Raw genomic sequence first — 14,449 nt, forward strand, 5'->3', positions numbered from 1 at the left:
AAGGTGAAAAGTGGGCAAAATCGAAAGACACGCTATGGATCATATAGCGTGTCGCCGACCGTTCGGATTTGTGCGTTCGGATTGGTGTAGGAAGAAACGCAACTTTTTTAGCGTTACAGTTCGCTCATCGTTTCCGCTAGTTTCTGTAATTCCTCAAGGGTGACTTTTGGATCTTCCAGCATGATCGAGTAAGTCATGCCGTTTTCTTCCCACGATAAGAAGCGGAATCCTTCTTCATCGACGAACTCACCTTCGTGGCTGCGAACTTTCACCTTTTTTGTGTTCATGCCGAGGTCGCTGGCGCCGCCTTTGTCCTCGTCACTTGCCTTGAGGACAGTTAGGCTGATGTACGGTTGGTCTTCTTTCGCGTAAGAAATAATCAATTCCTTATGCTCGAAGGCAGTTGCTTCTACTTTTTCCACCTTTTCGACCTTGAGCCCATCTTGTTCCGGGAAGTACATAACTGGCTTGTCAAACAGCTTCCGCGCTTCGTCGATCGTCACCTTTTCACCGACATCGTCCGTGTCGATTGTCTTCATCTTTACGTTGTCCGGTAAATCGAGCACAAATAGCGACTGTTCGAGCGGCTTGTTCACCTCGACTTTTTTATATTCCATTTCGGAACGGATATCCCCTGTGTGGCTAATGCTTTTGAGCACGATCCAGTTCTTCTTATCGATCCAGATGTCCATATCACCACCGAAAGAATTTTTCCTTTTTGCTTTTGCCTCGATGTGGAAGGCGTCGCGATTCGCCACTTTTTCTTCACCGACAAGTTCTGCATCGTGCGTTTTTTTAATGTGCTGCAGCAGTGTTTGCGACGAATCTTGCGGCGATTGTTCGCTCAGTGAGAGCAACTCGGGATCGTCAATAACGTGTGCGGTATCGTCACCTTTCGTATAGGAAATGATTTTCTTCCCGTCCTTTACCGACGTCACTTGTTCGTCCTTACTATCGATTTCAGTACGACGCTTGTTTTCCTTAAAATCGACCCATTCTTTAATCGCGAATTGCTCCGACTTTTTGTCGTTCACATACGTCACTAAGTCTGCTTCGCCATACAAAGTGTCAATGCTTTTACTCTGTTCCAGCGTCTTTTGCACGATCGTCTCCGGACTGTACGCGTTAGCTTCTTGCATCGAACATCCGGCAGCGATTAACGAAAATGCACTGAGCGAGAGAATAAACCCGTGAACTTTACCCGATTTTTTTTCCTGCGCACTTGCTTGGTTAGTTTGTCGTTTCACGATAAAACCCTCCTTATGGTCATTTCTAACATTTTACTAGTGATCATTTCCTTGAACCGTGTATTCGCTAGAAATTAGTGGTATTCCGGAAAGGTACAGACGACACATGTGCCGCTTTCCGGTGCGGAAGAAAGGCGGATGGAACCGTCGTGTTTTTCCATAATGCGTTTGGCGATACTGAGTCCGAGTCCAGTGCCCGTGTCGCCGCGCCGACTGCGCGCATCGTCCGTTTGATACAGTGGTTGAAAAACCCGCTGAAGTTGTTCTTCGTTCAAACCAGGCCCTTCGTTTTGCACGAGGAGGACGATTCCGCTCGCTGGCCAGACGATGTGTGGTCGCAAAGCTGGGAGGATCCACGCGGGAAGTCCGAAACTGGCGTCGATGGCCGCGAGCCAAATCTGCCCCTCTTCGGGTGTATGGCGAATGGCGTTGTGCATCAAATTGTCGACGACGCGAATAAGTTGCTTAGCATTGACGCGGCACGCGGCAGTCACTTCATTAGTGACAGCTAGCTGTATGTGCTTTGCTTGACACATTTCTTCGTACCCAGACAGCAACATCTCAAAAAATTCACTGCCGTCAACCTCGACTAACGCCATCTCATACGTCGGCGACTGCAACAGCGTGTACGTCGTTAAATCGTCCAACATGCTGTGCATGTAGTCGATTTTGTCAAAAATGACCGATTGGTATTCTTGTTTTTCTTGTGCCGTTAACGCGCGCTCTGCGCTTAGTGCTTCACTATAGGCGCGGATCGACGTCAGCGGTGTCTTTAAATCGTGAGAGATCGTCGCCACCATGTATTCTTTCTCACGTTGTTGCTGCGCGATTTCTCGTTGTGCGCGCTCGATTTGCTGCTTCATTGTTTCAAAGCGGGTCGTTAATTCGCCAATTTCATCGTTGCGCTGGGGAAGCTTTTTACTCTTTTTACCTTTAGCGAAGGCACTCATGTTCTCCATAAGCTGTTTGAGCGGTCGGTTCAGTTTGCGGTTCAACAGCGAGACGACGACGCCGTACGTGGCGATGAAAACGGCTAACCATACGACTAGCGTAAGTGCGCTGCGCTGTTTAACACCTTGATCCCAATCGGTGCGCAGCGCTGTAATCTCGTAAAAACCAAGCAACTCGCTGTCTTGAAAAACCGGTTTTTTCAGCGTGTACGTTTTGTAGCCAACCTGTAAGTCGTACAAGTCTTTGTACAGCTGTTCTTTACCGATTGAGCGGATGGTTAATGTCTCCGGTAAGGAGTTGTACAACATGAGGCCATCGGGTGAGTACAAGACGAGGGCGAGCTGTTCGTTCGTCCACTTGTCGAGTTGTTTGCGCGCAGTTTCCGACTGAAAAAAGGCCGGGCGGTCGATCTTTTGTTCAAGTTTGTGCATGTCGTTCGTCTTTTGCACGTAGTCGGTGACGCTCCGTTGTTCGTCGTATTGACTAACCCAGAGGAACAGGCCATAGCCGGCGACGAGCGGTAAACACATGACGACAAAGTAGGAAATAATTAACCACGTTTTCAGTTTCATCGGATGCGTTCACCTATGAAGCGGTACCCTTGACCCCACACCGTTTGGATAAAGCGAGGCTCTTTCGTGCGATCGCCGAGTTTTTGGCGCAAGCTTTTAATGTGGACAGTAACGGTGTTGTTGCCACCTAAGTCTCTCTGCTGCCAGATGTGTTCGTACAGCTCTGTCTTGGAAAAAGTGTGCAGCGGGTTTTCCGCGAGCACTTGCAACAGATCGAGCTCTTTGCCAGTAAGTGCCACGTCTTCGCCGTGTAAGGTGACGATGCGCTTTTCCCAATCAGTCGCTAAACCGTGCGCGTAATGCATGACGGCGGGCTGGCGATTCCCTTGCGCGTACCAGTAGGAGCGGCGGATTAACGAGTTGACCCGTGCCGTTAATTCGCCTAGGCTGAACGGCTTGGCGAGGTAGTCGTCGGCTCCGATATTTAAGCCGTGCACTTTATCGCGATCCTCTTGTTTGGCGCTAATGATGAGGAGCGGGACGTTGCTCTTCAAGCGAATGTTTTTACACAAGGTGTAACCGTCCATTTCCGGTAACATTAAGTCGACGAGGACGAGGGCGTACGTGTCAATGCCCTCCGCGCAAAAGTCTTCCCACCCTTCCTGACCAGTCGAGGCCCAACTGACGGTGTAACCTTCTTCCTGCAACGTCCGTTGAATGACGCGCGCAATTTCCGGGTCGTCTTCGACAAGTAACAAACGGCGATTCACTTTCCAAACCTCCTACACGTTCAGCATACTATTTGCCGGATGTTAGACGTGTTTTTTAATAGTTTCTTTATAAACGTTAGTTAGTCGTTACCTAGCGGTGCGTATAAGGAAGCGTACTTGTTGTTCTTAGAAAAAGGAGACCCTGGCGAGTTCACCATTTTAGGTGTGTACCAGGGTAAGATCCCCTTATCGTCGAAAGGGTTCCAGTTTAAGGCTGAAGACGATGATGAACTCAAGGAGTACGAGCATTTCGTCCAAGAAGCCAAACAGAAGTACAAGTAACGAAACAAACGTTTATAACGTTAACGCAACGCTTGCATCGCTTCTCGTAACAAGGGAGCGATTTTTTCTCGTTCACCTGCTTGCAGTGTGCGCGGGTCGAGCCACAAGGCGTCGTCGAACAGGCGCCCGATGAGCGGCTTCGAGGTGAAGCGTAAGGCGCGCTCTAAATGGTGCGCTTTTCCGGTGCGCGGTACGAGGCGTACGCTGTAACTCGGCAGTTCCACGCCGGGCAAGGAGCCGCCGCCGACTTCGGCCGTCGTCGGGTGGACAGACGCGTCGAGCGCTGGGGCTAACTTAGAGCGAATGTCCGCCGCTAAAGCTTCCGCCTCCCGTCGCACCTCTTGTTCCTCCATTAAAATGGCGCGGAGCACGGGGATTTCCTCGCGGGCGCGTTCCGGCTGTAAATACGTCTCGAGCGTACTCGTCAGCGCGGCGATGGACAACTTGTCGATGCGGACGGCGCGGGCGAGTTGGTTTTTTTTCAACCGTTCGATATAGCGCTTTTTGCCGACGATCAGTCCTGCCTGCGGTCCGCCAAGCAGTTTGTCGCCGCTGAAGCTGACGACGTCGACGCCTGCGCGCACGCTTTCGGCGACGGTCGGTTCGTTGCCGATGTGGTGCCGTTTCAAATCGTACAGCATACCGCTTCCTAAATCTTCGTAGAGCGGGATGTCGTGCGTTGTGGCTAAAGTCGCCAGCTCCTCCCGCGACACTTCGTGGTGAAAACCGACGAAAGCGAAGTTACTCGTGTGCACTTTTAGGAGTAACGCGGTATCTTCGTCAATCGCACGACTGTAGTCGTGGAGGTGGGTTTTGTTCGTCGTGCCGACTTCGCGTAACAGTGCCCCGCTTTCGGCCATAATTTCCGAGACGCGAAAGGAGCCACCGATTTCGACGAGTTGACCCCGTGAAACGACGACTTCTTTGCCTCGTGCCAACTCGCGCAAGGTGAGCCAGACGGCTGCTGCATTGTTGTTAACGACCATCGCTGCTTCGGCGCCGGTGAGACGGCAGAGCAACTGTTCGACGTACGTATGGCGGGAACCGCGTGCACCGGAGGCGAGGTCGTATTCGAGGTTGGAGTATGTGGCAGCTGTGTCGCGCATGCGCGTAACCGCTGCGTCACTTAAGACGGCGCGGCCTAAGTTCGTATGTAAGACGACTCCTGTCGCATTGATGACCGGTTGCAAGCGGAGCCGCTCCCACGCCTCGAGAGCAGCGACGACGCGCGCGGCGATTTCGGTGGGTGAAAGTACCTGAGGTGTAGCAGCCTGACGGTAGTTAATCCGTATTTGTGCCAGCGTGTCTTGTACGATTTTTGTTAACAAAGACTGCGGAAAACGGCCTGCGTACAGCTTCAGTTCTGGACTGTGTAATAGTTGGTCTACGGCAGGGAGGCTGCGCAGCGCTTCCTCCTTAGTAACAGACATAATGATCGACCTTTCATCTTTAAATAAAAACGTAATGTATTCATTGTACCGTCTGGCGGCGCGCGTCACAAATAAATGCAAACTTCGTCCAAGTTGATCGACAGACTAATGCTAGCTGTTTATAGAAATTTCGTGCAGTTGGGCGGTTTGCCAAATATTACCCGATTGGAGAAACGGCTCCTTCGCATATTTTGTCCGCTACCACCCAATTGTGGTATGATCGAAAATGACCTTTATAACCACCATTTTCTCACGGGTGCACAAGCACCATTTCCAAGGGAGCAAACTTGCGATGATTTACTTAGATAACAGTGCGACGACGGCGCCGTTTAAAGAAGTGGTCGACGTCGCGGCCGACGTGATGACAAACGTTTACGGCAATCCGTCAGCCGAACATGGGCTCGGGCTGAAAGCGGAGCGGCTACTCAGTCAAGCCCGCCATGTCGCCGCTACACAGTTAGGGGTGCAGGACGAGGAAGTGATCTTCACCTCCGGCGGCACGGAAAGTATTAACTTAGCGATAAAAGGGGCGGCGTGGCAATACCGCACGCGGGGCCGCCATATTGTGACGACGGCGGTTGAGCACGCCGCTGCTTATGAGGCGTTCAAGCAGTTGCAGGGATGTGGTTTTTCCGTCACGTACGTACCGACGGATGCTACGGGACGAGTGCCAACGGAACGAATTGCCACGGCACTACGCGACGATACGATTCTCGTGTCGGTCATTTATGTGAACAACGAAGTGGGGACGATCCAGCCGCTAGAACCCCTCCTCCGCTTGCTGCAGAATCGACCGAAAACATTGTTGCACGTCGATGCGGTACAAGCTTTTGCCAAAGTGCCGTTACCCCACGCGTTAGACGGGATCGATCTGTTATCGCTATCCGGCCACAAGTTTCACGCGCCGAAAGGGACTGGTCTGCTCTTCGTTCGCGAAGGGGTAACCCTTCATCCACTGCTCGCTGGCGGAGGACAGGAAAATGGACGGCGCGCGGGTACGGAAAACGTACCGGGCGCGGTCGGCTTAGCGCGGGCGATGCAGCTCAGCTTGCGGCAAATGGACGCCAAGCGGCAACAGTGGGCGCAGTGGAAGCAGTTGTTTGTCGACGAGTTAAGCAAGCTCCCCGCGGTAAAAATAAACGGTGACACGACGCCGGAAGGCGGGGCGCCGCACATCGTCAGCGTATCCTTCAGCGGATTAAAAGGGGAAGTGCTGATGAACGCACTCGGAGAACGAGGCGTGTACGTCTCGACGAAATCGGCGTGCTCGACGAAGCGCCACGTAGCGAGCCGCGTGCTGGCGGCCTGTGGACTGAACGAGGAGGAAGCAGAAGGGACGATCCGCATCAGCATGGGCATCTATACGAGGGAGCAGGACGTGCAGCGGGCGATCGATATCATTAGCGAGACGGCGACGAAGTTGCGCCGCGACACAGGGTGGTACGAAAAATGACCTACGATATTTTACTCATTAAATACGGGGAATTAACGTTAAAAGGACGTAACCGTAACGTCTTTGTCGACCAACTCATTAGGAACATACGCCATAAATTGGCCGCTTTTCCGAGCGTTAAGTTTGAAAAGACGCACGGACGGCTGTTTATCCATTTGCACGACGCTGCTGCCGAACCGGTCATCGAGGCATTGCAACAAGTGTTTGGCATCGTCGGCATTAGTCCAGTCCTGCGCACCGAGCTGCAGATGCAGGAAATCGAGGCAGCTGCTGCGGCGTTGATGGCGACGCAGGACAAGGTGGGGCGGACGTTTAAAGTGGAGACGAAGCGGCCGAACAAGCGGTTCCCGCTCACGTCGCAAGACATTAACCGCCAAGTCGGCAGTTTCGTGTTGCGCCAGAGCGAGTACCTCAGTGTCGACGTTCACCAGCCAGACGTGTGGTTGTCGGTTGAAGTGCGCGCACACGGCGCCTATGTGTACTGTGAGAGCTACCCCGGGTTAGGCGGGTTTCCCGTCGGGGTGAGTGGCAAAGTGATGCTGTTGTTGTCGGGCGGCATCGATAGTCCGGTGGCCGGCTACTTAACGATGAAGCGGGGCGTTGAAGTTGAAGCGGTCCACTTTCACAGTTATCCGTACACGAGTGAGCGCGCCTTACAAAAAGTGGAAGACTTAGCGGAACAGTTGTCTGCGTACAGTGGGCGCATTGCGTTACACGTCGTGCCGTTTACTGAGATTCAGACGAAAATTCGCGAAACGTGCCAAGACAGTTACTCGATTACGGTGATGCGGCGCTTTATGTTGCGGATTGCTGAGGCATTGGCGGAAAAACGCGGCGCGTTAGCGCTGGCGACCGGGGAAAGTTTGGGTCAAGTTGCCAGTCAGACACTGGAAAGTATGCGGGCGATTAACGACGTCGTGGCACTTCCCGTACTGCGCCCACTGATCAGTATGGACAAGCAAGAAATTATTGCTGTGGCGAAGCAAATCGATACGTATGAGACGTCGATTTTGCCTTACGAAGACTGCTGCACCGTCTTCGTCCCGAAGTCGCCGCAGACGCGCCCTAACTTAGAGCGGACGCGGGCCCAAGAAAAAGGGCTCGACATTGACGCTCTCGTCGCAGCAGCCGTAGCCGATACGGAAACGAAGATGTTGTCACTCGGTTCCAAGGAGGAATTTGCGTCTTACTTCGATTGAGTCGCGATAGAGCTTACTTTACTGGCGCATCCTTGGAACCTTACTGAAGAACCGTATCCACCGTCAGCACCCTTTCGCCATTACAATGGGCGGCACTTTTGCCATAAGTCTATAAGTTTAATCGACGGCATATGCCAACAAACTTCTTGACCATTAATTCCCGCCTCATACGTCTATTTACGTTGGAGGCGGGTTTTCTTTATCTTTTTTGGCATATGTCCGGCGTCCTCAAACGTAAGATGTATGATAAGGACACTCGTTTTAAATAATAAAGATCAACAGCACATTAAAGTTTGGTATGAACGATTAGAGGTGACACTAATAAATGAACGAAGCCTTATTGATGGCGTGGCGTACGTGGGATTTTTTATACTACCACTGCACGCGCCTTCATTACGTCGATAAGGAAAACAATAACATTTTTCGCATCGTCGTAAAAAAATATCGGGGAAATCCGCTAACGATTGGCGAGGAAACGATTGTTGCTCCCGGGGATTACTATGTAAAACTACACATTCACAACTATCAGTTAGCGTATTGTTTACGTGGCAAGACGGGTGACTTACGCTTAGGGCTCTTAGCGCTAAAGCAAGTAAAAACTTCCCTTCCCGCCTTAGCGCGCGCCGTCGCCGCACACCCGTACGCCGACCGCATTAAAGGGGTTGTCGGCACGACCATTTTACACCAAGGGGCCGAACGCTTAGGATTTAGCGTACAAGCTATCGATACGGCCATTTTTCGTGTGTTTAAAACGGTCTTTTTTAAATGGATTTTATGTTTATGCCATCCTGAAGGAATTAAACGCGTGCGCCGACACTCGCGTAAAAAAATTACGGCTAAGCGCGTCTTTATGTCAAAAGAGCAATTATTGCGTGCGTATCAAGGGGACTAACCATGAACAAAGTGATGATCTTTACCGAGACGATTGCCGGAGACGGCCATTACAGTGCTGCTAGATCTTTAGAAAAAGCGATAAAAACGTTAGCTCCTTCTGTCGAGGTTACCCTCGTCTGTGGGATTGCGCACATTAGCAGTAAATTGGAACGCGCCATACGTCTGGCGTATTTACAGGCATTGCGCTACACCCCAAAGTTGTGGGGAAAAGCGTACGCACAAGAAAGTAAATGGAGTGTCTGGCTGCAGCAGCCACTCGGGGCACTGTTCGCGAATTACTTACACAAAATAGTTTGCAGCGAAAAGCCCGACGTCGTCGTCTGCACGCACGCGTTCTGTTTAAGTGCCGTTGCCCGCTTGAAGGAGATATTTTCGTTTCGATTAGGGGCTATTATTACTGATTTTTCAATTAACAGTTTTTGGATAAATCCGGCGGTCGAATTTTACTTTGTCGGTCACGAGGCGTTGCGGGACAAGCTTAAGCAGATGGGGGTGCAGCGTGCCAATGTCTTCGCTACGGGCATCCCCATCGATCCCTTGTTTGCCGAAGTGGTACACCTTCCGAAACGAGAAGCTAAGCGTTCCGTCGGTGTCGATGACGGGCGACCGTCGATTTTACTCATGGGCGGCGGGCTGGGACACGGTCCGATCAAACAAGTGATCGAGCACATTGACGCGGCCTTCGGCGATGCGGTTCAGCTAACGGTCGTCACCGGTAATAACGAATTACTGCGCAATAAGTGCGAGCAAATGTTTGGTGAGGCACCCCATATCCGTATTCTAGGCTATGTCGATCATTTGGGCCGATATTTAGCCTCCGCCGACCTCCTCATTACAAAACCTGGCGGCTTGACGACATCGGAAGCGCTCGCCTTAGGTATCCCGATGCTCATCGTGGCACCGATCCCCGGGCACGAAGAACGGAACAGCCATTTTCTCGAGTCGCAACAACTCGCGCTTAGGGCACACGATTTAGATGACATCGTACGTGTTGTCCGGCCACTGTTGCACAATCTAAGTTATTATGAACGCCTCGCCGAACGCGCCAAGCTGTGCGGAAAGCCTGAAGCAGCGACAGCAGCAGCCTCCCACATATTGCAGATGCTATCTTACGCCTACGACTAAACGCATAGTTGTCTTAAAGCATACATACAGTTGTTGCAAATCGCTGCAACCGCTAACTCCATGCACCTAGCGGTCATCTGTGGTGACTGTTACATTTTTGTTACCTAAGACAACTTGGTAAATGGTATACTTTACGTATAAACGGAAGCTAGTTGCAAAAGCACAGCGACACTTTTCTACATACACGACGGAAAGAAAAAATTTAGGCGGTTTTTCTAGAGAGGAAGCGTCACGGCGGGTAGGTGGTTGACAATATGGGGAAAATACTCGTCCTCGAAGACGAGGAGTCGATTCGCAGTTTTATCGTCATTAATTTGAAACGGGCCGGTTACGACGTCGTCGAAGCAGTCACGGGGGAGGAAGCGATCGCGCTTACCGACGCCGAGCGGATCGATGTCGCGTTGCTCGATGTGATGCTCCCGGGGATTGACGGCTTTGGCGTGTGTCGGCACATTCGCGAACATCACGACAACGTCGGAATTATTATGTTAACGGCTAAAGCGCAAGAAGCGGATAAAGTACACGGTTTGACGATCGGCGCGGACGACTACGTATTGAAGCCGTTCAGTCCAGTAGAGCTCGTTGCGAGAGTCGGTTCGCTCATGCGGCGCATCGGGCGTACAGTCCGGGATACACAAAAAGAAGCGGTGATCGAGGCTGAACCGTTCCGGCTTTTTCTAGATAAAGAGTGTATTACGAAAGACGGAGTCGTTCTCGAATTGACACCACTCGAATATTCCTTGGCCAAACATATGCTCATGCACAAAAACACGCCACTTTCACGCCATGAGTTGCTCGATAACGTCTGGGGAGAAACATACGTCGGCGATCCGAAAATTGTCGATGTGAATATCCGCCGCTTGCGGCGCAAAGTTGAAGATAATCCCTCTAAACCGAAATATATTGAGACGTTTTGGGGGCGTGGTTATATGTGGCACGTCGGGGAAAAGTAAAATCTTATACACATCGCCAACACATCGTACGCGAAAAAAGTTGAACGAGAGAGCAGGCGCGCGTAAGAACTCTTGCGAATAACGGTCACTCACATCGCAAAACCTGCTTAACTGGCGCGCCTGACTGCTCCTAACGTGTGTACGGTAATTTCCGGCCGCGAGCGCAACCGAATGTTGATCCCCGTTTGTCCTAATCCCTCACTAATATAAAATGCTTTCCGATCGTAAAAATGCAAGCCTTTAATTATTTTTTGCTTCGGCAAGTCACTCATTCGGTTCAAATGGTAAGCTTTCGGGTACAAAATTTGTCCCCCGTGGAAGTGTCCCGAGAGCAAGTAATCAAAATTGTACGCATGCATTTTTAAGACAATTGTCGGGTCGTGTGTGAGTACTAAGTTAACCCCGTCTCCGACGTTGCGATACGCTCGTGCGAGATCGCTGTGTCCGCTGTAATAGTCGTCAATACCGATAATGTTGAGCTTTTTCCCCGCGACTTTAATCGTGTGGTGGTCGTTGACGAGTACGTGGCAACCGCGTGTTTCCATTTCTCGCTTTAGCTGAGGCAAGTGTGGTTCAATGCAATAATCGTGGTTACCAAACACGGCGTAAACGCCGTAACGCGGTTTTAGCTGCACGATTTCGTCCAAGTAGTTTAAAAACGGCTCAATACTTTCCACCCGATCGAGAAAATCTCCGGTTAGGGCGATAAGATCGATTGGCTTGCCGTTCACTTTCGCCAGTAGATCGTCGGCTGAAATAGACAAGCGTTCCACGTGCAAGTCTGACAGGTGCAAAATGGAAAGGCCGTTGTCGCCTAACGAATCTTTTAAATCGAGGTTGATCTCGTTTAAAACAGCGCGGTACGTATTGCGCCTCGCCATACGCCAAAGGGCGAACAGCGCCAAACTAACCACGCAGGCAAATATCCATAGCATTGTTTCACCTCTTTCCAAAAAAGTACGCAAAAAAGCACGCAAAAAAGTACGCGACATTATTAATCCTAACGAAGAAAACAGAAAAAGTCCATGCCAATATATAGTATGTCCATACGATTTACTATGCGATCACACACTAGAAATAGTATATCGGTAACATAAACATCAATGAATGCGCTATCCTAGCGGTTACGGGAACGTATACAGAAATACAGAATCCCTGTCCTCACACATTCATTAATTTTAGTGACGACTTCCGGTACGAGAAGTGTGGACTTCCAGCACCACTAATTCAGAAAAAAATGAGCAGCCGTAGTATCATATTTACGACCGATGTGTCTAACCGATAGGACTTCTTAATTTAAAAAAGACGATTAATGTCACTTATAGTAACGAAAACTAAAAAGGTAATGAACAGAAAATGTCGAATGGTGTAGTCGAATGGTGTTTACTGTGGGAATTACTGTGGGAAAAGAAGTTAACAATGGAGGAGGTTGCTGTGAACGGGACGACTTTCGTTCCTAATATGTTGAAAAGGGCAGTCGAGGCTAGAGCGAGTGACATTCACATCGAACCTGGACAGGAGGGACTTTGTATCCGGTTTCGCGTTGATGGACAGTTGCAACTTTACCGTACGCTGCCGAGCGGACGCCATGCGAATTTATTATCGCAACTAAAATTAATGGCAAACTTGGACATCGGAGAGAAGCGTTTGCCGCAAGATGGGCGAATGAGTGGGGAACAATTCGAAGCGAGAGTAGCGACGATCCCGACGGTCAATGGCGAGAAGATGGTCGTACGCATTCTTCAGTCACAAAATCCTTTTTCTAACGTACGCGAGCTCGGGATGCAGCCAGAGCAAGGCGAGGAAGTAGGGGAGTGGATACAGCAACCGACGGGACTTCTCCTCGTCACTGGCCCGACCGGATCAGGGAAAACGACAACCGTTTACGTGCTAATAAACGAGCTAAACAATGTGGCACGAAATATCGTCACTTTGGAAGATCCGGTCGAAATCCGCTTACCCGGCGTCAACCAAGTACAAATTAACGAAAAAACAGGGTTGACGTTCGCGCGCGGCCTGCGCGCTGTCGTGCGCCAAGATCCGGATGTGATTATGATTGGAGAAATTAGGGATAAAGAGACGGCGGATATGGCGGTGCGCGCCGCGTTAACTGGCCACCTCGTTCTGACGAGTTTGCACACGGGCGATGCCGCAAGTGCACTGACGCGGCTGTTGGACATGGGGATTCCTCCGTATTTGCTCGCCTCTTCGGTCACGGGGATTGTGGCTCAGCGGTTGGTGCGGAAGTTATGTTATCGCTGTCGCGGCGCAGGCGGGACGTGTTCGACGTGTCGGGGCAGCGGCTATTACGGGCGGGTCGGTGTGTTTGAAGTGTTGACGGTCGACGAGGAATTGCAAGCACTCGTCACACAGCGGCCGTCAGTCAATCAGTTGCGGCAACATATTTACAGGCGGGGGCTGCTTCCACTGCGCGAGCGGATCGAGGCGCTAACGGCGTCGCCAAGGCGTGCGTTAGTGGAGGGTGAACGGGCGGTGGGACGCGATGCTTAAACGGCTGAAGCGGGGTGCGAAGTTACGGGCAAAAGATTACGCGCTGTTTTGTCGTCAGCTGGTCCGCTTACTCGAACGGGGTGTGACGCTGCGCCCAGCCTTGTTACTCCTGAGTGAAGCAGAACAGAACGGCTTAAGTAAGCGACTCGTCGGTATCGTCACGCTGCTCGACCGAGGGACAAGCTTAGGGGAGGCATTGTCTTACCACCGCTTTCCACCTTTACTCACATCGTTTGTCATTGCCGGGGAGCAGCATGACGGTTTAGTGCACGCTTTAAGAAAGTGCGAGCGCTACTATCGGCACAAACACGACGTGCGACAGAAGTTGTTGAAAGCGCTCACTTACCCGCTGCTCGTCGCGACGCTAATGGCAATCGCTCTAATCGTGTTACAGACGACTGTACTGCCGCGGTTTGCCGCACTGTACGAAGGGATGGGTATGTCATTGCCGTGGTATACGCAGTTGATCTTAACGTTCAACGTCGCGAGTTTAAAATTTGCGGCTCTTGGGCTATGCGTCGGTGCGGCGTTACTGTTTTTCATAGTAAAAAAACGATGGGGCGTTTGGTCGCGGCTCGCGCGGTTCAGTTTACGGTTTCCGTTCGTGCGTGAGGCGTTGCAGTTGCGGACGACGGCAGTTTTTTCGTGGCAGCTAGGCTTGTTACTCCAAGCGGGGATCCCATTGCTACAAGCGTTCGAAACAATTTTGGCATCGTGGCCGTGGGAAGGCGGGAGGCGCGCCATGTTGCGCATTCAAGACCGCTTAGAAAGCGGTTTTGGCTTGGAGGCGTCGTTTGCACCGGAAGCGGGGAAGAGTTTTCATACGTTTTTACCGCAGCAGTTAGCCGTGGGCGAAACGAGCGGTTTAGTTGCTGAAACGCTATTGTACAGCGGGGAAATAGCTGACGAAGAGCTGCAAGAACGCCTTCAGTGGCTCACACAATTGTGGGAGCCTCTCTTAATCGTATGCGTTGGCGGGGCGCTCGCTGTCATCGTCTTAACGCTGTTCATGCCGATGCTGTCCATCGTTCAGGGAATTTGAGGCAACGGTGTGCCAAGCATTTAAGGCAATCGTGTTCCGCCAATTTGAGGAAACAGCATATAGAAGATTTAAGGTAACGA

General features: G+C 51.2%; 13 protein-coding genes. 8 read left to right on the plus strand and 5 right to left on the minus strand.

Annotated elements, in window-relative coordinates:
• Positions 1-113: 113 nt before the first annotated feature.
• The 3 genes from BN1247_RS04960 to BN1247_RS04970 form a co-directional block, all read right to left on the minus strand.
• Entirely contained in the window at positions 114-1,247 is a 1,134-nt protein-coding gene (locus tag BN1247_RS04960) for a LolA family protein (protein ID WP_054949396.1), read from the minus strand.
• Positions 1,248-1,321: 74 nt separating this feature from the next.
• Positions 1,322-2,770, minus strand: coding sequence for a HAMP domain-containing sensor histidine kinase (locus BN1247_RS04965; RefSeq protein ID WP_054949397.1), 1,449 nt, complete (start codon positions 2,768-2,770; stop codon positions 1,322-1,324).
• Positions 2,767-3,480, minus strand: coding sequence for a response regulator transcription factor (locus tag BN1247_RS04970; RefSeq protein WP_054949398.1), 714 nt, complete (start codon positions 3,478-3,480; stop codon positions 2,767-2,769). Before BN1247_RS04970 ends, BN1247_RS04965 begins: the two co-directional genes overlap by 4 nt.
• Before the next feature lie 117 nt (positions 3,481-3,597).
• On the opposite strand from BN1247_RS04970, the gene BN1247_RS17605 reads away from it, so the two are divergent.
• On the plus strand, positions 3,598-3,762 hold the full coding sequence (locus BN1247_RS17605; protein WP_187119728.1) for a hypothetical protein: 165 nt from the start codon (positions 3,598-3,600) through the stop codon (positions 3,760-3,762).
• A 20-nt stretch (positions 3,763-3,782) separates the two neighbouring features.
• Here BN1247_RS17605 and selA read toward each other — a convergent pair whose 3' ends face one another.
• Positions 3,783-5,261, minus strand: a complete 1,479-nt coding sequence (selA, locus tag BN1247_RS04975; protein ID WP_231633147.1) for an L-seryl-tRNA(Sec) selenium transferase — start codon at positions 5,259-5,261, stop codon at positions 3,783-3,785.
• 223 nt (positions 5,262-5,484) lie between these two features.
• Here selA and BN1247_RS04980 point away from each other — a divergent pair, with 223 nt between their 5' ends.
• The 5 genes from BN1247_RS04980 (at position 5,485) to BN1247_RS05000 (ending at position 10,816) form a co-directional block, all read left to right on the plus strand.
• Positions 5,485-6,645, plus strand: coding sequence for a cysteine desulfurase family protein (locus tag BN1247_RS04980; protein WP_054949399.1), 1,161 nt, complete (start codon positions 5,485-5,487; stop codon positions 6,643-6,645).
• The gene (gene thiI, locus BN1247_RS04985) at positions 6,642-7,844 is read left to right on the plus strand and encodes a tRNA uracil 4-sulfurtransferase ThiI (protein WP_054949400.1); all 1,203 of its coding nucleotides are present in this window, start codon (positions 6,642-6,644) and stop codon (positions 7,842-7,844) included. Before BN1247_RS04980 ends, thiI begins: the two co-directional genes overlap by 4 nt.
• A gap of 325 nt (positions 7,845-8,169) precedes the next feature.
• Positions 8,170-8,736: a YkoP family protein gene (locus BN1247_RS04990; protein WP_054949401.1), complete on the plus strand. Its 567-nt coding sequence runs from the start codon at positions 8,170-8,172 to the stop codon at positions 8,734-8,736.
• A gap of 2 nt (positions 8,737-8,738) precedes the next feature.
• The gene (locus BN1247_RS04995) at positions 8,739-9,863 is read left to right on the plus strand and encodes an MGDG synthase family glycosyltransferase (protein ID WP_054949402.1); all 1,125 of its coding nucleotides are present in this window, start codon (positions 8,739-8,741) and stop codon (positions 9,861-9,863) included.
• A gap of 254 nt (positions 9,864-10,117) precedes the next feature.
• The gene (locus BN1247_RS05000) at positions 10,118-10,816 is read left to right on the plus strand and encodes a response regulator transcription factor (RefSeq protein ID WP_054949403.1); all 699 of its coding nucleotides are present in this window, start codon (positions 10,118-10,120) and stop codon (positions 10,814-10,816) included.
• Between the two features lie 107 nt (positions 10,817-10,923).
• Here the strand turns inward: BN1247_RS05000 and BN1247_RS05005 are convergent, their stop codons facing one another.
• The gene (locus tag BN1247_RS05005) at positions 10,924-11,751 is read right to left on the minus strand and encodes a metallophosphoesterase (protein ID WP_054949404.1); all 828 of its coding nucleotides are present in this window, start codon (positions 11,749-11,751) and stop codon (positions 10,924-10,926) included.
• A 499-nt stretch (positions 11,752-12,250) separates the two neighbouring features.
• Between BN1247_RS05005 and BN1247_RS05010 the strand changes: the two genes are divergently transcribed.
• Both BN1247_RS05010 and BN1247_RS05015 read left to right on the plus strand, forming a co-directional pair.
• Positions 12,251-13,327, plus strand: coding sequence for a GspE/PulE family protein (locus tag BN1247_RS05010; protein ID WP_054949405.1), 1,077 nt, complete (start codon positions 12,251-12,253; stop codon positions 13,325-13,327).
• Positions 13,299-14,369 carry a type II secretion system F family protein gene (locus tag BN1247_RS05015; RefSeq protein ID WP_054949406.1) on the plus strand — a complete coding sequence of 357 codons (1,071 nt, stop codon included), beginning with the start codon at positions 13,299-13,301 and terminating at the stop codon, positions 14,367-14,369. Before BN1247_RS05010 ends, BN1247_RS05015 begins: the two co-directional genes overlap by 29 nt.
• Positions 14,370-14,449: the final 80 nt, after the last annotated feature.

The sequence above is a fragment of the Numidum massiliense genome (genome assembly GCF_001375555.1).
GTDB classification, from domain to species: domain Bacteria; phylum Bacillota; class Bacilli; order Thermoactinomycetales; family Novibacillaceae; genus Numidum; species Numidum massiliense.

What these genes read in the sequence shown, in the direction of transcription:
- BN1247_RS04995 (WP_054949402.1), top strand. Translation starts at nt 8,739, where the DNA reads ATGAACAAAGTGATGATCTTTACCGAGACGATTGCCGGAGACGGCCAT.
- thiI (WP_054949400.1), top strand. Translation starts at nt 6,642, where the DNA reads ATGACCTACGATATTTTACTCATTAAATACGGGGAATTAACGTTAAAA.
- BN1247_RS05005 (WP_054949404.1), bottom strand. Translation starts at nt 11,751, where the DNA reads ATGCTATGGATATTTGCCTGCGTGGTTAGTTTGGCGCTGTTCGCCCTT.
- BN1247_RS04980 (WP_054949399.1), top strand. Translation starts at nt 5,485, where the DNA reads ATGATTTACTTAGATAACAGTGCGACGACGGCGCCGTTTAAAGAAGTG.
- BN1247_RS04965 (WP_054949397.1), bottom strand. Translation starts at nt 2,770, where the DNA reads ATGAAACTGAAAACGTGGTTAATTATTTCCTACTTTGTCGTCATGTGT.
- BN1247_RS04990 (WP_054949401.1), top strand. Translation starts at nt 8,170, where the DNA reads ATGAACGAAGCCTTATTGATGGCGTGGCGTACGTGGGATTTTTTATAC.
- BN1247_RS05000 (WP_054949403.1), top strand. Translation starts at nt 10,118, where the DNA reads ATGGGGAAAATACTCGTCCTCGAAGACGAGGAGTCGATTCGCAGTTTT.